Consider the following 18,284-nt stretch of genomic DNA (forward strand, 5'->3'; position numbering starts at 1 on the left):
AGTGAGGAAGTGCCAAACCCCGCCGGGGTGAAAACCGGCGGGGTAGAAGGCAAGGGTGATTAGTCCAAATCTGCTTCGAGCTTGTCCAGGATTTCCTGGAGTTCTTCTGGGGTGCGCTCGACCTCGACGGAGGTGCCTGCGGAGTCCTCGTCGACGCCCTTTTGTACCGCATCGGAGTGCCAGAGCTCGGCGAGCTTCTTGATGTCCTCGTTATCGGCGTCTTCCTCGCGAACGGCGAAGACGTTGATATAAGGCTCTGCCTCTTCGGAGTTCGGGTCATCCTGGAAGACGGCGGTGGCCGGATCGATGCCGGCGCGCTCCAGGAAGGAGTTATTGATAATCGCCGGGGTGCCCTCACCGTGCGCGGATGGGGTCTGGGCGGCATCGACCGGCACGACCTTGACCTTGGACTTCTTCTCATCGATGTCCAGCGGGGTCGGGGTGATAAGCCCGTCCTTCTTCAAGGTGATAAGGCCAGCCTGGACCAGCACGTTGATGGCGCGGCCCTGGTTGGTGGAGTCATTCGGGATGGCAACTTCTTCGCCCTCGATGCCGTCGAGAGAGTCGTGGCCCTTCCAGAACAGCGCCAGCGGCACGATTTCGGTGGCGACGATGGGCACCAGGTTGGTGCCGTTGCCGTGGTTGTACTCAGCCAGGAACTTCAGGTGCTGGAAGTTATTGGTATCGAGCTCGCCCTGGTTCAGGGCCTGGTTCGGGGTGTTGTAATCCGAGAAAGACTTAATGTCGATGTCGTAGCCGGCGTCCTTGGCTTCTTGCTCAAAGGCAACCCAGGCCTGCTTTGCATCATCGGTGGTGCCAACGGCGATGGTCTTGTCATCATCTGCGTCGGAGGAGCAGGCCACGAGGCTAGTGGCGGCGACGGTAACGGCGGCGGTAGTGGCCGCTGCGCGACGAATCTGCATGAGGTCCCCTTACATGTAGGAGTTGAAATAAATTGACCGTTTAGCAATCTAGCAATAAGCGAACCGCTTTGTCTATTGAACACGTCTCATCGCGCCGGGTTGTATAGAACACTGATTCGACACTACCCTGTGAAGGGTGAAATTTAATGGTGGAAAGGCGCTACCGTGGTCGCGTTTAGAAAGGATACTATCCGGTAAGGACACCACCGCGCCCGTTGCCGTACATCACCTCGGCGGCGGCGATAGCCCCGTCCAGCGTGGGCGCTCCGCTGTGCCCTTTGCGGAGCTGCATGCGGTAAGTTCCTACAGCTTCCTCGACGGTGCCGCTGAGCCGGAAGAGCTAGTCGCCCGCGCCCTAGAGCTTGGCCTCGAGGGGCTGGCCGTCGTGGATAGGGATGGCTTCTACGGCCTGATGAAATTCGCGGAAGCTGCAGCTAAGGCGGGTCTTCCGGCCATGTATGGCGCGGAGCTTTCCCTCGCTGAGGCCCCAGTGACCGTGCTGGCGCGCACGCCGGAAGGCTATCGTCGCCTCTCGCGCCTTCTCGCCCGCGCGCGGATGGACGCCGGCGAGAAGGGGAGTGTCGCGTACCCGCCCCTAGACGCCGTGGCGCGCGAGCTGGAGGAAGAGTGCTTTTTCCTGCTGGGGTGGGAGGCTATACAAAAAATCGATCACGTTCTCGAAAGAATAAAAATAGACAGCATAGTTCTCGAATATGCGTGCACAATGTCTCCCGAAGATGCGGATCACCACAGTTTCCTGGATAAGTACAATAATCTCCGCGCCATAGCAACCGCTCGACCTGCGGCGGCAACGCGCGACCAGGTACGGCTCGCCGCCGCCAAACGCGCCTTGGCGCACCGCCAATCCTTAGAGGAAGCCGCACCGGATGCCCACCCGATGGGCGCAGGCTGGATGCGCTCCGGTGAGCAGATGGCCCAGTTGCTTCCCGGCCGGCCCGAGCTTATCGCCGAAACCGTGCGCCTTGCCCGCGAGTGCTCCTTTACCTGGGGTGCCCTCGCGCCCAACCTGCCGGACTTTGTCGTCCCAGAGGGGCACACCGAGATGAGCTGGCTCGAACACGAGGTGTGGCGGCGCGGTAAAAAGCGCTACGCCTCGCGCCCGCCCGAAATACAGGCCAAGGCGAAAAAGCAGATGCGGCACGAGCTGGGCATCATCAAGCAGCTGGGCTTTCCGGGCTACTTCCTCATCGTCTGCGACCTGGTGGATTTTTGCCGCCAGGAAAATATCCTCTGCCAGGGGCGCGGCTCGGCGGCCAATTCCGCCGTCTGTTTCGCGCTGGGCATTACCAACGCCGAGCCCATTTCCGCGCAGCTACTCTTCGAGCGCTTCCTGTCGCCGGAACGCGATGGCCCGCCCGATATCGACATCGACATCGAATCTGGACGGCGCGAGGAGGTCATCCAGTACGTCTATCGCACCCACGGCCGCGACCGCGCCGCACAGGTGGCCAACGTCATTACCTACCGCCGCAAGGGTGCTACCCGCGACGCCGCCCGCGCGCTGGGTTACCCGCAGGGCTCGGCCGATGCGTGGTCGAAGGGCATAGACGAGCCGCCTGCCGATGTCTCCTTACTCGCCGAGCAATTCCTCGACCAGCCGCGCCACCTCGGCATCCACTCCGGCGGCATGGTTTTATGTGACCGGCCGATCGCGGACGTGGTGCCGATGGAATGGGCCCGCATGGAAAACCGCTCCGTGCTGCAGTGGGATAAGGACGATTGCGCCGCCGCCGGGCTGGTGAAATTCGACCTGCTGGGCCTCGGCATGCTGGAGGCGCTGCACCACATGATCGATGCCGTGCGCGCCACCACCGGTCGCAAGGTGCGCCTGTGGGAGCTCGACTTGGCCGACCCCGCGGTCTATGACATGCTTTGCCGCGCCGATGCCGTCGGCGTCTTCCAAGTGGAGTCCCGCGCGCAGCTGGCCACGCTGCCGCGGCTAAAACCGCGCTGCTTCTTCGACCTCGTGGTGGAGGTCGCGCTCATCCGCCCCGGCCCTATCCAGGGCGGCTCCGTGCACCCCTACCTGCGCCGGCGAGATGGTCTCGAGCCCGTGACCTATGACCACCCGGTGCTGGAGAAATCGCTGGGTAAAACCCTGGGCATCCCGCTTTTTCAAGAGCAATTGATGCAGATTGCGGTGGATGCCGCCGGTTTTACCGGCGCCGAGGCCGATGACCTGCGCCGCGCCATGGGCTCGAAGCGCTCGCCGGCTAAGATGGCCGCGCTGCGCAGCCGCTTTTTCGAGGGCCTGCGCGCCACCAACGGTATCGACGGTGAGGTCGCGGAGAAGCTCTGGGCCAAGATCACCGCCTTTGCCGCCTACGGTTTCCCGGAATCGCACTCGCAGTCCTTCGCCTCGCTGGTGTATTTTTCCGCGTGGTTCAAGCACCACTACCCGGCGGAGTTCTGCGTGGGCTTGCTGCGCGCGCAGCCCATGGGCTTTTATTCGCCGCAGTCGCTCATTCAGGATGCCCGGCGCCACGGCGTGCGCGTGCTGCCGGTGAGCATCAATGATTCCGGCGCGCAGGCCAGGGCGCTGCCCACCGGCGAGATCCGGTTGGGCCTCAACCTCATCAAGGGGCTGGGGGACAAGGCCGCCGAGCGCGTGGAGGCCACAGCGCCTTTTAGCACTGTCTCCGATCTGTCGCGCCGGGCGGATCTTAGCGTGGAGCAGGTGGAGGCGCTGGCCACGGCGGGGGCGCTGGAGTGCTTGGGGTTGGAGCGCCGCCAAGCGCTTTGGCAGGCTGGCGTCGCCGCCACCGAGCGCGAGGGCATGCTGCCCGGCACCTCCGCGCTCGCCTCACCGCACCTGCCCGGCATGTCGGTGTTCGAGCTGATGGCTACCGATGTCGCCGCCACCGGCGTCACCCACGATAAGCAGCCTATGGAGTTAGTCAGGGCCGCGCTTGGCGATGTCCTGCCTTCCTCCCGCCTTCCCCACGTCCCCGATGGCACCCGCGTGCGCATCGCCGGCATCATTACGCACCGCCAGCGCCCGCGCACCGCCTCCGGCCTGACCTTTTTGGGAGTGGAGGATGAAACCGGACTGATGAACGTGATGGTCTCGCCCGGGCTGTGGTCCCGCCAGAAGGTGCTCGCCCGTACCGCCCGCGCGCTTATCATCCGCGGCATCGTGCAAAACGCCACCGGCGCGGTAAGCGTGGTCGCGGATAAGCTCGAGCCGCTGGACTTTGGTGATTTCCTCTCCCGCGGCTCCCGCGATTTCCGCTAGTTTCCTGCGCTGCGACCCGCTCCGCACCGAAGATTTGCAGCCCAAATGCGGTGGACAGGCCGAGGAAAAGTTCGCCGGGCAGGACTAGGCGCTTGCGGTGAGCTAGTTAGCCATTAGGAGTTCTTCCTATAGATTTCGGTGGACATCGGGGAAAGCTCTTGGCGGGAAAAGATAGCCTCCACGGGGAGGTCAAAGACCTCGCAGACGCGGAAGGCTAGGTCCAGGCTGGGGGAGTGGTCCCCGCGCTCGAGGGCGCCGACGGTCTGCGGGTTGACGTTGATGGCCTCAGCCAGCTGGGCGCGCGACATGTCCCGCTCGGCGCGCAGCACACGTACCCAGGTTATAGATGGGTGCGGAGGGCTTTTTCTTTGGAGATATGGGTCAGAATATTGCATAAACCCAAAGTAAAGACAAGGTTTTCTATTCCACTTCGAAAATATCGCCCGGCTGGCAGTCCAGCGCCGCACACAGTGCCGCAAGGGTGTTAAAGCGCACGGCCTTGGCGCGATTATTCTTCAGGACGGACAGGTTAACTGGGGTGATGCCCACCTCTTTGGCGAGCGCCGCTCCGGTAATACCGCGCTCCTCCATTATCCGGTCGAGGTGGCAGATCACCTGGGGTTCTTGCTCCTCAGACAAGGCCTTCAACCTCCTCTTCGAGCTTGCTGCCGCGCTTGATGGCAACTGAGAAGAGCTGGAGGGTGCAGACAAAAAGGTAGGGCAGCGCAAGCTCGCCTAATGAGGATCCGCTCTGGTTGGCCCACCAGTCAATTTCGAGCTGCGAGGAAGCCCAGTTATTTCCCATCCCTTCGAGTGGGAAGCGTCCGATAAACCAGACGAAAATCCCAAAGGTCATTCCATTAAGGAAGCGGATATTTTTCGTATTGAAAACCTGCCCACGAAGCATTGGTTTGACCAAGCGGTAGGCAAAGAACGCGATAATCAAGATTCCTGCAATCTTGACGACGAGCCCCGCAGTGAGCATCCAGAATGGCCCGCCGTCGAGGTTGTGCTTGCTAAGGCCTTCCGGGATGGCCGCACTCAGTGTGGTGGAAAAGCGTCCGGTGACAAGGTCGCGAAGGTAGGTGGGGCCGAGGATGACAATGGTGAACAGGCAGAAGGCGGCCGCCGCGTTAATTTCGCGGCGCTCAGCTTGAGAGGTGGGCTGTGGGGTGGTCATGACAATCCTTTCCGTCGACTCCTTATCGACTTTCGGTGTTGTCGTAATTCGATAATATCGATTAACGATAAGTTGCGCAAGAGTGCGGGCTCGATTGCTACTGTCAATAGCTATGAGCGAAGAAATGAACCCCGTCTCGCCGCGTTTGGTTAAGGTGCGCTACATCCGCCACCTGGGCTGGACGATTATCTTCGCCGCGGCGGCCGCAGCGGCAGGGTACTGGTGGACCCCGTGGTTCTACTGGGCGGCGGGGCTCTTCGCCGTCCTCTTTTTCTGGCTGCTTTGGCTCATCCCCGCCCAGGTGCGCCGGATGGGCTGGTGCGAAACCGACGATGAGCTGCTCATTACGCGCGGCAAGCTGTGGCATTCTTTCACCGTCGTGCCCTACGGCCGCATCCAGTTCGTGGACGTGACCGCCGGCCCCCTCGAGCGCGCCTTCGGGCTCAAGGAGCTGCAGCTGCACACCGCCTCCGCAACCACGGACGCCACGGTGAAGGGTTTGGAAGCCCCGCTTGCCGATGCCCTCCGCACCCGCCTCACCCACCACGCCCGCGAACGGATGAGCGGGCTATGAAGTACCACCGCGTCCACCGCTTGACCCCGTTGCTGCGGCTGTGGTCGGTCATCCTGGCCGTCATCGCAGCATTTGCCTTAAACGTCAATATGGAGGCGCTGCGCGGAATCTTTGCCTTCGTTACCGGGGAACACAGCGCGGCAGACCTGCGCGATATTGGCCTCGCGCTGGCCGGGTTCATCGCAGTGTGCGCGGTGGTCTGGCTCGTCTCTGGCGTGTGGTGGCGCCAGATGGGCTACCAGCTGGGCGAGGAGGAACTCACCTTGCGCCGCGGGGTTATTTCGAAGCAGCAGCGCACGGCACGCTATGACCGCACGCAGGCTGTAGACGTCGTCGAGCCCGTTATCGCCCGCCTCTTTCGGCTCGCGGCCGTGCGCGTGGAAACGGCCGGCGGGCAGTCGTCTGCCATCGAAATCGCCTTCCTGACAAAGCGCGATGCCGAGGCCCTGCGCGCCGAAATCCTCTCCTGCGTCCACGGTGAGCCGCGAGAGCGGCCAGCTGAAGAACAGCCGGCCGAAGAAGAGGACAACGTCCTCATCCCCGAAATCCCCATCGCGCGTTCCCTGGCCGCGGCCGCCTTGCACGCGTCCACGATCGTCCTGCTTGCGGCCCTCATCTTCCTCGTGGTCACGCCGATGTCCCTGACCATCACGCTGCCCATCCTTTTGGCTACTGTCCCGCGCGCATGGAACGTGATTGACTCCTCGTGGCGCTACACCGCCAGCCTTGATGATGACGTGCTCAATATCACCTACGGCCTTGCCGATCGCCGCCGCCAAAACATCCGCCTCGAGCGCATCCACGCCGTCCAGGTCACCCAGCCGTTCCTGTGGCGGCCCTTCGGCTGGTACGAAACGCGCGTGTCGGTCGCCGGCTACGGTGGCACGGCCAGCGGCGAGGGATCGGGGTCGACGCGGATCGTGCCCGTCGGCAAGCGCGAGCAAGCCCGGCAATTCCTGCCCGCCGATGCCGCCCCGACCTACGCCTCGCCCGCGCGCGCCAAATGGGTCTCGCCCATCGATTACCGGCAGCAAACCGTCGCGCTGGCCGGCGACTACGTCATCGTGTGCGTCGGCCGCTTCAACCGCCGCGTCCAGGCCATCGAGCTGCGCCACATTCAGGAGCTCACCCTGCGCCGCGGCCCGATTTCCCAGCTATTCGGCCTGGCCACGGTGGAGCTCGACCTCGTGCAGGGGCCCGTCAAGATGGCGGCGCGCAACCTCGCGCTTGCCGATGCCCACGCCCTCCTCAACCGCCTGCGCTCCCGCGACCTGCCAGAACTTACACCGCTCCCTTAAAACCCAGCTGGCGCCAGGCCTCAAAGACCGCGGTTGATGCGGAGTTGGAGAGGTTCATCGAGCGCCTAGCCGGGACCATCGGAATGCGCACCTGATCGGTGATGCGCGGATGGTTGACATGCTCATCCGGCAGGCCGGTCGGCTCCGTGCCGAAGAGCAGCACGTCGCCATCCTGGTAGTCGACCTCCGTAAACCACTTATCCGTATGCGTGGTAAACGCGAAAACGCGCGCGCCGGGCAGCGCCTCCATGCACGCGTCGAAATCCTTATGAATCTGCACATCCGCCAGGTCGTGATAGTCCAGCCCGGCGCGCTTCAAGTGCTTATCGTCAAAGTTAAATCCCAGTGGCTCAATCAGGTGCAGGCTCGCGCCCGTTACCGCCGCGGTGCGAATGGCATTGCCGGTATTGGTCGGGATGACGGGATTATCAAAGACGATGTGCAGCTGGCTCATGCCTTCAGTCTAGGATGGGGGCTATGAGCGCTACCAAACTAGATGGCACCTTGTACCGTGACGAGATTTTTGCGGACCTCGCTGAGCGCGTGGCCGCCCTGAAGGACAAGGGGATAACCCCTGGCCTGGCTACCGTTCTGGTGGGCGAGGATCCAGGCTCCCAGTCCTATGTAAAGATGAAGCACCGCGATTGCGAAAAGTTAGGTATTAATTCCATTCGCAAGGACCTGCCGGCAGATATTTCGCAGGAGGAGCTTGAGGCGGTCATCGATGAGCTCAATGCCGATGACGCCTGTACCGGCTACATCGTCCAACTCCCGCTGCCCAAGCACTTGGATGAAAACGCCATCCTCGAGCGCATCGATCCGGAAAAGGATGCCGATGGTCTCCACCCGGTCAACCTGGGCAAGCTCGTTCTCAATGAGGAAGCCCCGCTGCCGTGCACCCCGAATGGCTGCCTGCACCTGCTGCGCCGCTTCGGCGTGGAGCTGAGCGGCGCCAAGACCGTCGTCATCGGCCGCGGTGTGACCGTCGGCCGCCCCATTGGCCTGATGTTGACCCGCCGCAGTGAGAACTCCACCGTTACCCTCTGCCACACCGGCACGAAGGATCTTGCCGCCGAAACCCGCAATGCCGATATCGTCATCGCCGCCGCCGGCCAACCGCACATGCTCACCGCGGACATGATTAAGGAAGGCGCCGCGCTTCTCGATGTCGGCGTATCCCGCGTCGACGGCAAGCTCACCGGCGATATCGCCCCCGACTGCTGGGATAAGGCCGGGTTCGTCTCGCCCAACCCAGGCGGCGTCGGACCGCTCACGCGGGCCTTCTTGGTGCGCAACATCGTTGAGCGCGCGGAAAAGCTGGCGTGAATTTAGACAACCCCCACGACGCGCACCTGAAACCGTCCCCGCTGCCCGCTTCCGTGCAGTGGGTGGCCATCGGGCTCTTCATCGCCGGGGTGGCCGTGTCCGGCGGCTACGCCATTTTCGAGTATTGGCGCAGGGCTACCTTCTTGCTCGGGCTCGCGCTGCTGTGGCTGACGGTGGTGCGCCTGACCTGCGATTCGCGCCGCGTCGGCGTGCTGGCGGTGCGCTCGCGCCGCTTCGATGCCACCTTTACCGGGGTCATCGGCGCGCTGATGGCCTTTCTCGCCTACTCCGTGGACGCGCTGGGCAGCTAGTTATCCACAGGTGATTGTTTCAGTATCACCAATCTGCGGCGTGTCGCGCGGCTATCCACAGCCGCCGCGCACTTGGCCTCGCGCCCTCAGCTACCCGCGGTTTAGGCTCGGGGCCATGATTTCGGATTACCTCGCAGCGATTAACTCCCCGATGGCGCTCATCGGGGAGTGCGCTGGGCTATCCGAAGCCGAATTGGTAGACCGCGGCTTTAGCGATAAAGAAGCCGCGGAATTCGCGCGCTTGGCGGATACGTATTTTGGCAAGACATCGTTTAGCGCCAAGCAGCGCGCCGCCCGAACTACCGCGCTCCCGCTCGATGCGCTGAAAATCATTGAGGTGCACGCGCAGAAGCTAAAGAACCAGCGCGCGGCGTGGGCCATGCGCGAGGAGCTGTGCCGGCTCAACGTTTCTACCAGCGAGGTAGAAAAGCGCGCCCGCCGCCGCGTCAAGGAGGAGCGCACACAGAAGCGCGCGGAGGGCGTGCGTCTTACCCGCCGCACCGATGACCTGTGGACGCTGACCATCACCGCGGAATCGGACCTAGTGGCTGAGATTAATAACCACGTCTCCACCGTGGACGATGCGCGCCGGGTATTTGCAGAGGGCGCGGCCGCCTCCACCATCACTACCAACGTGGTCCTCACGCTAGATGACATGGTGAAGGTTACCCACGGCGACGACGACGTCACCCTGCAGCTGACTAACGGTGCCACCATCACCGGTGCGCAGCTAGCGGAGCGCGCGCTTGCCGATGCCGGCCTCATCACCCTCATCCACCCCGTCACCGGCCCAGTGAACCTGTACCACACGCGCCGGCTGGCCACCTGGAAGCAGCGGCAGATGGCGATGGCCGAAAATCCGGTGTGCCCGTGGCCTGATTGCCATATCCCTGCCGATGAATGCCAGGTTCACCACCTGCAACCGTGGCTGCTCGGCGGCGAGACCAACTCCGAGAACTTGACCATCGCCTGCAAGTATCACAACGCCGTCAACGACGATGACCCAAATGCCCCGCCCCGTCGTGGGCGCCTAGAGCGCCACCCGCACGAAGGCATCGTGTGGCGCCCGCCCTGGGCCCAATAAAGAACATCGCCGAAGCCAGCGCAGTTAAACCTGCGCCGCTTCGGCGATCCTTCTGTATGCCTTCTGCAAGGAGTCCGGGCTAGCCACTTACCGTGCCCCCGTTCCGGACCCCGCCACTGTCTGCCTCGCGCCGCGTCCCGTTCGTGCGTCGAGCCACCCGCGACCGTAAACCGCTGGCGTAGGCGATGCGGAAGTGCGCACGCGCCGGCGTGTAGGCGGGGTTGGCTAGATGGCGTAGTCGATTGTGCTGTCCGCGTCCAGCGGGTGCGGTTGGGACAGGGTGAGGAAGTTGCGCAGGATGCGGTCCATCTGGCGCGACTCCGTGAGGAACGCATCGTGGCCGACGGGAGAGACTACCTTCGCCATGGCCAGCAGGTTGCCTAGGTTCCGAGAGAGGTGTTCCTGCTGGTGATAGGGATAAAGGATGTCCGTGTCGACGCCCACGACCATGGTCGGTACCTGCGAAGAACCCAGCGCGCGGTTCAGGCCGCCGCGGCCACGGCCGATGTCGTGGCGGTTGAGGGCCTCGGTAAGTGTGACATAGGAGCCGGCATCAAAATGATCCGCCAGCTTCGAGCCCTGATAATCCAGGTAGGAGTTCACGGCGAAGCGCTGATCGTGGCGGCGATAGGGCCCGAGGGGCTCTTCGCCGGTTTGGGCTTGAACACCAAAGCGTTCATCGATTTCCTGCTCGCCGCGATACGTCAGGTGCGCGATGCGCCGCGCCGCCGCGAGTCCCTCGCGAGGGCGCTGGGAGGAGGAATAATAGTCGCCGCCGTGCCAGAAGGGATCGCGCTCAATCGCGGAAATCTGCGCCGACTGGATACCAATCTGCCACGCGGAGGCGCGCGCGGAGACGGCGATAACGCACGCAGCATCGACCGCCTCCGGGTACATCAGCGTCCATTCCAAGGCGCGTGCACCACCCATAGAACCGCCGATAATCGCATGTACGCGCGTTATTCCGAGTTCTTCCAGCGCCTTTTTCTCCGCGGCCACCAAATCGCGAATGGATAACGCCGGAAAACGCGATCCCCAACTGCGGCCATCTGGATGCGAGGAGGAGGGGCCGGTGGAGCCATTGCAGCCACCGAGTGCGTTCATGGCGATAACGCACCACTTCGTCGTATCCAGCGCCTTGCCTGGGCCAATGAGATCGCACCACCACTCGGCCACATCGGCGTTGCCGGTCAGCGCGTGTTCTACCAAGATGACGTTATTTCCGCCGTGCGGATCGCCGAGGAAATGGCCGAAGCGGTGGTAGGCGATGTGGGCATCGGAAAGCGTGGCGCCTGCTTCGGTGCGAAAATCGCCGATACTTATACAGCTCATGCCAGTGCGTTAAATCCCAATTCGAGGTCAGCAATGATGTCGTCGATATCTTCAATGCCCACAGACAAACGGATGGTGGACTGCGCAATGCCCGCCGCGGCTAGGGCAGCATCATCGGACTGTGAGTGCGTGGTGGTCGCCGGGTGAACCGCGAGTGAGCGGGTATCGCCGATATTGGCGAGGTTGGAGTGGAGTTTTAGGGCATCGATAAACGCCCATGCTTCCTCGCGCCCGCCCTCGATATCGAAGGACAGCACGGAGCCGGTGTAGGAATAGCCCAGCTTCTCCTTGATCTTCTTATACGGTGAGGAATCCAGGCCGGCGTAGTTGACCTTCGTCACCTTGGCGTGGCCTTCCAGGTACTCGGCCACGGCTTGGGCGTTGGCATTGTGCTTGTCGATGCGCAGCCCTACCGTCTCAATGCCATTAAGCGTCAGCCATGCATTGAACGGGGAAATGGCGGCGCCGGTATCGCGCAGCAGGCCGGCGCGGGCCTTGAGCGCGAAGGCGGGGGCGCCGAGGTCGGCGTACTTCAGGCCGTGGTAGGCCTCGTCTGGGGTGACGAAGTAGGGGAATACCGGCTCGCCGTCGCGCTCGACGGTCCAGTCGAAAGAGCCGCCGTCAATAATCGCGCCGCCCACCGCGGAACCATTGCCGGTGTAGAACTTCGTGGTCGAAACCACGACGATGTCCGCGCCCAAGTCGAGCGGGCGGGCCAGCGCTGCGGTGGCGATGGTGTTATCCACGATGAGCGGGACCTGGTTAGTGTGCGCGACCTCGGCGATGGCCGGGATGTCGAGGACATCGGCTACCGGGTTGCCAAAGGTCTCGCCGTAAAACGCCTTGGTATTAGGCTGCACGGCGTCCTGCCAGGACTGGGGGTCGTCCGGGTTTTCCACGAGGGTGACGTCGATGCCGAGGCGCTTGAGCGTGACGGTAAAGAGGGTGGAGGTGCCGCCGTAGAGGCGCGGGGAGGAAACGATGTGATCGCCTGCCGAGGCGAGGTTGAAAATGGCCGCGGTCTCTGCGGCCTGGCCCGAGGCAAAGGCCACGGCGGCCACGCCGCCTTCAAGGGAGGCGAGGCGCTCTTCTAGCGCATCCTGCGTTGGGTTGGTCAGGCGGGTGTAGATGGGGCCTGCATCGGAGAGGTTAAAGCGGTTCGCCGCGTGCTCGGCGTCATTAAAGACATACGAAGTCGTTTGGTAAATCGGCACGTTGCGGGAATTGTGCGCGCCGTCGAGGTTTTGGCCTGCATGAACGGAGCGGGTTGCGAAGGACCAGTCTGCGTTGGAGTTATCGTATTTCGTCGTCATGCCACGCAAGACTAGACTAAGCGGTATGTAACGTACAGCACCCTGCCGCGAAACCGCAGGGTAGTCAGAGAATAAAAATAGACTAAGCGGTAAATTTCTCGCCTGGGTTTAATCGCTTATAGCCCTGCACACCGGCCTTGGTGAGCATGGTGTCGAAGGTGGTGCGGCCGGCATCGGAAAGCACGGCGTCATGGATGGGGACCGTGACCGCGGCGCCCACGCGCTGGGCATAATCGGCGGCCTCCGCGGCCTTCACCCACGGCCCGGCAATGGGCAGGAGCAGCACGTTCGCGGGGGTGATCGATGTACTGATCGCCCGGGTGGAGCAGGCCACCCAAGTAGTAGCCCACATTGACTGGGCGCGGAATATTTGGGTGGATCGGCGCGTGTTGGCCGCCGAGTACCTCGATGTCGAGGCCGGCGACGGTGATGGTCTCGCCCGGTGAGACCGCAGTACCGCGCCCCAGTTGTTCGCAGGCTTCGGCAGGTGCCCAGAGTGGGGCATCGGGAAGCCGGTCCGGGTCTAGGTGATCTGCATGCGCATGGGTAATGAGCACCGCATCAGCGTCGGGGATGGCGGGCGTCATGGCTCCGGGATCGATGAGGATACGCCCGCCCGGCGCCGCAACTGCGACGCAGGCGTGGCCAAGCAAGCTAAATTCCATGCGCCCCAGCCTATCTACTGCGGGTCTTTTTCGTCCTTGCGGCGAAATAGGTACCAGATGCCGAGGATCGCGCCGAAGAGCAGGATTGCCGAGGCGATAAAGACCGTGGCGACCACCATCGTGCGGTGTGGATCGTTTAAGAAAATCATGCAGACGATGGCGGCGAGGAAAATCGCGGCGAATAATGTGATGAGCCAATTGCGCTTGGTGTGCTCTGCGAATGTCATGCATTAATTGTTACGGAAAAACCGGGGGTAAACAAGCTGGGTGGGGATTCTGGGGGGCGGAACCCGGCTATATGGTGCACCGATTTTCCCAATAATGCTCGCGTGCGGGCTGGCCGATGTGGGCGAATGGGGGTAGGGGCCTTCCGTTCGACTATTTAACACCGCTTTGTCCGTTCATAATGATGTATGTCGAACTCTCTACAACTGTGAAAAGGACACTTTATGGCCACCACGACTGGGGTTGAGGACCGGAAGAAACCGGTCCTCAAGGTGAGCAACGTGTGGGTGCAAGGCATTGCCCTCGTCATGATCTTTGGCTTTTTGGTCATGGGATTTTTGGCGTACCGCACCTATGACGCATCCATGCCGTTGCCGGAAAAGATTGTCTCCGAATCCACGGGCGAAACGGTCTTAACCAAGGAAGAGATCACTAACGGCCAGGCGCTGTACCAGGCCCGCGGCCTGCAGCAATACGGCTCCGTGCTGGGCCACGGTGCCTATCTAGGGCCGGACTATACGGCGGAGTACCTGCGCCGCGCTCTCGATCACGCCCGCGAGGAAAACGACGCGAATGGTATGCCCGATTTCGTTGATTCTTCCGCCACTCCCGAAGAGGCCGTGGTAGAAGAATTCCGCACCAACCGCTATGACGAAGAAACGGGCGTGCTGGAGTGGACCGATAACCAGATTTCGGCATTCGAGGCCAATAAGGACTACTACGCCCAGTACTTTGGCCCTGATTCCCACAACAGTGGCTTGCCGTCGGACTTTATTACCGATGAGCAAGACATCAATAACCTCGTAGGTTTCTTCGGTTGGACCGCGTGGGCTTCGGCGGCAGAGCGTCCGGGCCACGACTATTCCTATACCAATAACTGGCCGGCGGAATCGCGCGTGGACAACGGCCCGACCGCGGACCTTGTGGTGTGGTCAGTGCTCTCGCTCATCGCGCTCATCGGCGGTACCGGCTTGATCTTCGCGATTTACGGCCGGTGGTCCAAGTCCATCGGCTGGCATTCGGAAGAAGCGCCGAACCTGGACTTTAAGCAGCCGGGCGAGGTCGGGCTGACCAAGTCGCAGAAGGTGGTGGCCTGGTTCGTCCTGGTCATTGCGTTGCTGTTCTTAATCCAGGCGCTGCTGGGTGCGGCCAGCCAGCACTACCGCACGGAGCTGACCGGATTCTTTGGCATCCCGCTGCAAGAAATCCTGCCGTATAACGTCTCGCGCACCTGGCACGTGCAGCTTTCCCTCCTGTGGACCGCCGGCGGGCTCTTGGCGGCCGGCATCTTCCTGGCCTCGTTCGTGGGCAAGAAGGAACCGAAGAAGCAGGATTGGTTCGTATGGTTCCTGCTCGGCGCCATCGCGGTCGTGGTCTTTGGCTCCATGGCCTTTGAATGGCTTTCTACCATGGGCTACATCGAAGAGGGCACGCTATTTTCCCAGCAATGGGAATACCTGGACCTGCCGCGCTTCTTCCAGGTACTGCTTACTATCGGCATGTTCGTGTGGATTGGCATCATCTACCGCCAGCTGCGCGGCCGCCTGAAAAACGAGCACAAGTCCAATATGCCGTGGCTCTTCTTCTTCGCCGGCCTGGCCATCCCCGCGTTTTACGCGGTGGGCAACTTGGCGGGATCGGAAACCCACATCTCCGTCGCTGAGTTCTGGCGCTTCTGGGTGGTCCACCTGTGGGTCGAGGATTTCCTGGAGCTATTTACCACCGTCATGGTGGCTTACGTCTTCGTCCTGCTCGGCGTGGTCCGCGAAAAGATTGCCCTGGGCATCATCTTCTTGGACGTCATCCTTTATTCCACCGGTGGCGTGCTGGGCACGATGCACCACCTGTACTTCTCGGGCACCCCGGTCGAGCACATGGCCCTGGGCGCATTCTTCTCGGCGGCAGAGGTCGTGCCGCTGACCCTGTTGACCGTTGAGGCCTGGACCTTCATGCAGCTGGGTTCCCGCCAGCGCGCCTCGGGCGAGCGCCCCTTCCCGCACCGCTGGGCAGTGATGTTCCTGGTCTCCGTCGGTTTCTGGAACTTCTTGGGCGCGGGCATTTTCGGCTTCCTCGTCAACCTGCCTATCGTTTCCTACTACGAAATCGGCACGGCACTTACCGCAAACCACGCCCACGGCGCGATGATGGGCGTCTATGGCTTCCTGGCCGTGGGCCTGTCGGTCTTTGCGCTGCGCTACCTCATTCCTAAGGACAAGTGGTCCGATAAGGCCATGGGCTGGGCTTTCTGGCTGCAAAACCTGGGCTTGCTGTGGATGGTGGTCATTTCGCTCCTGCCGCTGGGCATCATGCAGCTCTACGAATCCGTCGGATCGGGCTACGTGGAAGCGCGGTCGCTGGGCTACATCACCCAGCCCGGCAACTTCATTATGGAATGGCTGCGCCTGCCTGGCGATGTCATGTTCCTCCTCGGCGTCCTGCCCTTCCTCTGGATGGCGCTGCGCGGCGTGCTCTACAAGAAGGACATCCCAACGGTGGAAGAGCACCCAACAAACCCGCTGTTTAGCATCATCACCCCAGATGAGGACGATCACGCGGGCGAGGTCCCCGTGGGATCCTCGGTGGGACTGGTCTCGGGAGGCAAGGGGCGCGTCGACAAGCGCAGCTCCACGGGCCGGCGCTATGGGTACATCGATGAGCGCGGTGCCTTCGTCGAGGAGGAAGATCCCGATGCCGAGCGCGGCGATTCTGCCACCGCGCCGCGCCAGGAGTTTGAATCGCGTACCAAGTGGGGCGGTACCTACCGCTCGGATAAGAAGGACGACTAATGCCGGGTGCATTTACCGTATTATCCGCGTGCTACGGGCTTTTCCTGCTTGTGGTGGCCTGGGTATTCGACCTGCTGGCGCAACAAACCGCCAACCGCACCATGTCCAACCAATCCGGCACGTTCCGGTACATGGAAGACCACGATGCTTGGCGATGCCCCGAAGATCACTGGCTCTGGCCCTCCAGCTTCGACCCGGAAAACCGCGTCATGCGCTACCGCGCGAACCCGACCGTGTGCAATACCTGCCCGGTCAAGCAGCAGTGCACGGTCTCGCACCATGGCCGGGAGGTCACGCGCCAATTGGACCCGTGGCCGCACTCGGATTCGGGGCGCTTCCACCGCGGCATCGCGCTGGCGGTCGCGGCGATGGGCTACCTGCTGCCGCTGGCCTCGCTGATTAGCTATCATTCGCCCTCGGAGGTGGCGTTGACGCTGGCCACGGTGCTCATCATCACCGGGTTCGGCGTGTACCCGCTGGCCCGGCACCTGTGGAATACTCCCTCGAACGCGCCGCAGCTGGTGGTGCCGGAGATGGATAACCGCGAGGCGGAATTGGCAGCGCAGGTTGACCGCTATGGTTCGAAGTACGGAAAATCCACGCGCTATCGCTCGGTGCGTCAAGAACTGGAAGGGGAAGTCTAAGTGTCCGCTCCCGTATTCTGGCCGATCGTCATCGGCATCATCATCGCCCTCATCGGGGTATTTTTGTCCTACTCGCTCAAGGTGATTAAGCAGTATGAGCGGGGCGTGACCTTCCGCTTTGGCCACCTGCGGCCGATGCTGGAGCCGGGGCTGCATTTCTTGCTACCGGGCATCGATAAGCTGGAGCGCGTGGATTTGCGTGTGGTGACGCTGACGATTCCGCCGCAGGAAATCATCACTAAGGATAACGTGTCCGTGCGCGTGAATGCGGTGGTCATGTTCGAGGTCACCGATTCGAGCAAGGCGGTCCTCGAGGTCGAAAACTACGCCGTGGCCACCTCGCAGATTGCCCAGACCACCCTGCGTTCGCTCTTGGGGCGGGCGAGCCTCGATGACCTCCTGGCTCACCGCGAGGAGCTCAACGAGGACCTGGCGGCGATCATCAACGGCCAAACCGAACGGTGGGGCGTGCTGACTCGCATCGTAGAGATTAAGGACGTTGAGATCCCAGAGATGATGCAGCGCGCCCTCGCGCGCGAGGCGGAGGCGGAGCGCGAGCGCCGCGCCAAGGTCATTTCGGCCCACGGTGAGCTGCAGTCCTCCCGCGAGCTGCGCGAGGCGGCAGAGGAGCTGGGCAAGGCCCCGGCGGCGCTGCAGCTGCGCTACCTACAAACGGTGCTGGAACTCGGCGCGGACCAAAACTCCACCATCGTCTTCCCGCTGCCCATAGACATCATGGGCGGGTTTATGGAAAACCTGGGCACCTTTAATAAGGGTTTCAAGGAGTTCAGCGAGAACTTTTCGCACGCGGTGAATACGGAAAAGCCTGCGGACTAGGAACTTAAGAAAGCGGCCCCTGCTCAGCGGAGGGGCCGTTTTTCTGTGCCTCTCGAAGCTGCGCGATGTCCTGCGCATTGTGCTTGATGTCTTTGGAATTGCGCGCGACCTGCACGATTAAATAAACGATCCCGATAATGATGGCTAGCGGGATGAGTATCAGCAGAAGTTCGAACGGGCCAAACGCCATTGCTACGCCTTTCTGTGTGCGAGGGTATTTAAATCCAGAAACTAGCACTCGTATAGCGCAGTAACTCCTAGAAGTCCGGTGTCTGTCTTCAGTGTGATGCCTCAGAGCGCCATTATTCAGGTAATTCCTGAGTGTAGCCTTTGGAATGGTGCAAACCAGTTGACTAGAGATGCCATCCTGCTGGTTGATAATGGGGTGTAACGTACCTAAAGCTATCAACGAACGTCGGTTCATAGACGGCAGTGTGGGGATGGATTGGTGAAGACTCGGCTGTTTGATGTTAGAACGGCAGGTACGGCTTTGAAAAACTACATTCTACAGGACTGCCTAAAGTCGAAGG

General features: G+C 62.0%; 18 protein-coding genes and 1 pseudogene. 9 read left to right on the forward strand and 10 right to left on the reverse strand.

The window, feature by feature from the left end:
* Positions 1-59 precede the first annotated feature (59 nt).
* Entirely contained in the window at positions 60-923 is an 864-nt protein-coding gene (locus ABRP88_RS05610; protein ID WP_239269019.1) for a MetQ/NlpA family ABC transporter substrate-binding protein, read from the reverse strand.
* A 136-nt stretch (positions 924-1,059) separates the two neighbouring features.
* Between ABRP88_RS05610 and ABRP88_RS05615 the strand changes: the two genes are divergently transcribed.
* Positions 1,060-4,179: an error-prone DNA polymerase gene (locus tag ABRP88_RS05615; protein WP_349836565.1), complete on the forward strand. Its 3,120-nt coding sequence runs from the start codon at positions 1,060-1,062 to the stop codon at positions 4,177-4,179.
* A gap of 113 nt (positions 4,180-4,292) precedes the next feature.
* Here ABRP88_RS05615 and ABRP88_RS05620 read toward each other — a convergent pair.
* From ABRP88_RS05620 to ABRP88_RS05630, 3 genes and pseudogenes are all read right to left on the reverse strand, one after another.
* Positions 4,293-4,557 (reverse strand): annotated as a pseudogene (locus tag ABRP88_RS05620) (helix-turn-helix transcriptional regulator).
* 42 nt (positions 4,558-4,599) lie between these two features.
* Positions 4,600-4,827, reverse strand: a complete 228-nt coding sequence (locus ABRP88_RS05625; protein WP_005277240.1) for a helix-turn-helix domain-containing protein — start codon at positions 4,825-4,827, stop codon at positions 4,600-4,602.
* Complete coding sequence (locus tag ABRP88_RS05630) at positions 4,811-5,359, reverse strand: hypothetical protein (protein WP_349836566.1); 549 nt, start codon at positions 5,357-5,359, stop codon at positions 4,811-4,813. The genes ABRP88_RS05625 and ABRP88_RS05630 overlap by 17 nt, the downstream gene beginning before the upstream one ends.
* A gap of 112 nt (positions 5,360-5,471) precedes the next feature.
* On the opposite strand from ABRP88_RS05630, the gene ABRP88_RS05635 reads away from it, so the two are divergent.
* Together ABRP88_RS05635 and ABRP88_RS05640 are read left to right on the forward strand one after the other, a co-directional pair.
* Entirely contained in the window at positions 5,472-5,933 is a 462-nt protein-coding gene (locus ABRP88_RS05635; protein ID WP_239269014.1) for a PH domain-containing protein, read from the forward strand.
* On the forward strand, positions 5,930-7,231 hold the full coding sequence (locus tag ABRP88_RS05640; protein ID WP_349836567.1) for a PH domain-containing protein: 1,302 nt from the start codon (positions 5,930-5,932) through the stop codon (positions 7,229-7,231). The genes ABRP88_RS05635 and ABRP88_RS05640 overlap by 4 nt, the downstream gene beginning before the upstream one ends.
* Here the strand turns inward: ABRP88_RS05640 and ABRP88_RS05645 are convergent.
* Positions 7,215-7,685, reverse strand: a complete 471-nt coding sequence (locus tag ABRP88_RS05645) for a tRNA (cytidine(34)-2'-O)-methyltransferase (protein ID WP_239269010.1) — start codon at positions 7,683-7,685, stop codon at positions 7,215-7,217. The two genes, ABRP88_RS05640 and ABRP88_RS05645, sit on opposite strands and share 17 nt — an antisense overlap.
* 23 nt (positions 7,686-7,708) lie before the next feature.
* Here ABRP88_RS05645 and ABRP88_RS05650 point away from each other — a divergent pair, with 23 nt between their 5' ends.
* The 3 genes from ABRP88_RS05650 to ABRP88_RS05660 all read left to right on the forward strand — a co-directional run bounded on the left by ABRP88_RS05650 (position 7,709) and on the right by ABRP88_RS05660 (position 9,952).
* Positions 7,709-8,557, forward strand: a complete 849-nt coding sequence (locus tag ABRP88_RS05650) for a bifunctional methylenetetrahydrofolate dehydrogenase/methenyltetrahydrofolate cyclohydrolase (RefSeq protein WP_349836568.1) — start codon at positions 7,709-7,711, stop codon at positions 8,555-8,557.
* Entirely contained in the window at positions 8,554-8,868 is a 315-nt protein-coding gene (locus ABRP88_RS05655; protein WP_284853399.1) for a DUF3017 domain-containing protein, read from the forward strand. The genes ABRP88_RS05650 and ABRP88_RS05655 overlap by 4 nt, the downstream gene beginning before the upstream one ends.
* A gap of 115 nt (positions 8,869-8,983) precedes the next feature.
* Entirely contained in the window at positions 8,984-9,952 is a 969-nt protein-coding gene (locus tag ABRP88_RS05660; protein WP_349836569.1) for an HNH endonuclease signature motif containing protein, read from the forward strand.
* Positions 9,953-10,177: 225 nt separating this feature from the next.
* On the opposite strand, the gene metX is transcribed toward ABRP88_RS05660, so the two are convergent.
* The 4 genes from metX to ABRP88_RS05680 form a co-directional block, all read right to left on the reverse strand.
* Complete coding sequence (metX, locus tag ABRP88_RS05665; protein WP_349836570.1) at positions 10,178-11,284, reverse strand: homoserine O-acetyltransferase MetX; 1,107 nt, start codon at positions 11,282-11,284, stop codon at positions 10,178-10,180.
* On the reverse strand, positions 11,281-12,597 hold the full coding sequence (locus tag ABRP88_RS05670; protein ID WP_296086833.1) for an O-acetylhomoserine/O-acetylserine sulfhydrylase: 1,317 nt from the start codon (positions 12,595-12,597) through the stop codon (positions 11,281-11,283). Before ABRP88_RS05670 ends, metX begins: the two co-directional genes overlap by 4 nt.
* Positions 12,598-12,785: 188 nt before the next feature.
* Positions 12,786-13,262 carry an MBL fold metallo-hydrolase gene (locus tag ABRP88_RS05675; RefSeq protein WP_349836571.1) on the reverse strand — a complete coding sequence of 159 codons (477 nt, stop codon included), beginning with the start codon at positions 13,260-13,262 and terminating at the stop codon, positions 12,786-12,788.
* Positions 13,263-13,276: 14 nt separating this feature from the next.
* A complete protein-coding gene (locus tag ABRP88_RS05680; protein ID WP_349836572.1) occupies positions 13,277-13,489 on the reverse strand; it encodes a hypothetical protein in 213 nt (70 codons plus the stop codon).
* Between the two features lie 222 nt (positions 13,490-13,711).
* On the opposite strand from ABRP88_RS05680, the gene ABRP88_RS05685 reads away from it, so the two are divergent.
* Genes ABRP88_RS05685 through ABRP88_RS05695 form a run of 3 tightly spaced genes read left to right on the forward strand, consistent with a single transcriptional unit; the run spans position 13,712 to position 17,754 of the window.
* The gene (locus ABRP88_RS05685; RefSeq protein WP_349836573.1) at positions 13,712-16,273 is read left to right on the forward strand and encodes a nitric-oxide reductase large subunit; all 2,562 of its coding nucleotides are present in this window, start codon (positions 13,712-13,714) and stop codon (positions 16,271-16,273) included.
* Positions 16,273-16,917, forward strand: coding sequence for a hypothetical protein (locus tag ABRP88_RS05690; protein WP_349836574.1), 645 nt, complete (start codon positions 16,273-16,275; stop codon positions 16,915-16,917). Before ABRP88_RS05685 ends, ABRP88_RS05690 begins: the two co-directional genes overlap by 1 nt.
* The gene (locus ABRP88_RS05695; RefSeq protein WP_023016814.1) at positions 16,918-17,754 is read left to right on the forward strand and encodes a slipin family protein; all 837 of its coding nucleotides are present in this window, start codon (positions 16,918-16,920) and stop codon (positions 17,752-17,754) included.
* 4 nt (positions 17,755-17,758) lie between these two features.
* Here ABRP88_RS05695 and ABRP88_RS05700 read toward each other — a convergent pair whose 3' ends face one another.
* On the reverse strand, positions 17,759-17,944 hold the full coding sequence (locus ABRP88_RS05700) for a hypothetical protein (protein WP_349836575.1): 186 nt from the start codon (positions 17,942-17,944) through the stop codon (positions 17,759-17,761).
* Positions 17,945-18,284 lie beyond the last annotated feature (340 nt).

This window comes from Corynebacterium sp. KPL2734, assembly GCF_040225595.1.
Taxonomy (GTDB): domain Bacteria; phylum Actinomycetota; class Actinomycetes; order Mycobacteriales; family Mycobacteriaceae; genus Corynebacterium; species Corynebacterium rhinophilum.

What these genes read in the sequence shown, in the direction of transcription:
- ABRP88_RS05650 (WP_349836568.1), top strand. Translation starts at nt 7,709, where the DNA reads ATGAGCGCTACCAAACTAGATGGCACCTTGTACCGTGACGAGATTTTT.
- ABRP88_RS05640 (WP_349836567.1), top strand. Translation starts at nt 5,930, where the DNA reads ATGAAGTACCACCGCGTCCACCGCTTGACCCCGTTGCTGCGGCTGTGG.
- ABRP88_RS05700 (WP_349836575.1), bottom strand. Translation starts at nt 17,944, where the DNA reads ATGGCGTTTGGCCCGTTCGAACTTCTGCTGATACTCATCCCGCTAGCC.
- ABRP88_RS05685 (WP_349836573.1), top strand. Translation starts at nt 13,712, where the DNA reads ATGGCCACCACGACTGGGGTTGAGGACCGGAAGAAACCGGTCCTCAAG.
- ABRP88_RS05680 (WP_349836572.1), bottom strand. Translation starts at nt 13,489, where the DNA reads ATGACATTCGCAGAGCACACCAAGCGCAATTGGCTCATCACATTATTC.
- ABRP88_RS05635 (WP_239269014.1), top strand. Translation starts at nt 5,472, where the DNA reads ATGAGCGAAGAAATGAACCCCGTCTCGCCGCGTTTGGTTAAGGTGCGC.
- ABRP88_RS05630 (WP_349836566.1), bottom strand. Translation starts at nt 5,359, where the DNA reads ATGACCACCCCACAGCCCACCTCTCAAGCTGAGCGCCGCGAAATTAAC.
- ABRP88_RS05675 (WP_349836571.1), bottom strand. Translation starts at nt 13,262, where the DNA reads ATGGAATTTAGCTTGCTTGGCCACGCCTGCGTCGCAGTTGCGGCGCCG.
- ABRP88_RS05610 (WP_239269019.1), bottom strand. Translation starts at nt 923, where the DNA reads ATGCAGATTCGTCGCGCAGCGGCCACTACCGCCGCCGTTACCGTCGCC.
- ABRP88_RS05660 (WP_349836569.1), top strand. Translation starts at nt 8,984, where the DNA reads ATGATTTCGGATTACCTCGCAGCGATTAACTCCCCGATGGCGCTCATC.
- ABRP88_RS05670 (WP_296086833.1), bottom strand. Translation starts at nt 12,597, where the DNA reads ATGACGACGAAATACGATAACTCCAACGCAGACTGGTCCTTCGCAACC.
- metX (WP_349836570.1), bottom strand. Translation starts at nt 11,284, where the DNA reads ATGAGCTGTATAAGTATCGGCGATTTTCGCACCGAAGCAGGCGCCACG.
- ABRP88_RS05690 (WP_349836574.1), top strand. Translation starts at nt 16,273, where the DNA reads ATGCCGGGTGCATTTACCGTATTATCCGCGTGCTACGGGCTTTTCCTG.
- ABRP88_RS05645 (WP_239269010.1), bottom strand. Translation starts at nt 7,685, where the DNA reads ATGAGCCAGCTGCACATCGTCTTTGATAATCCCGTCATCCCGACCAAT.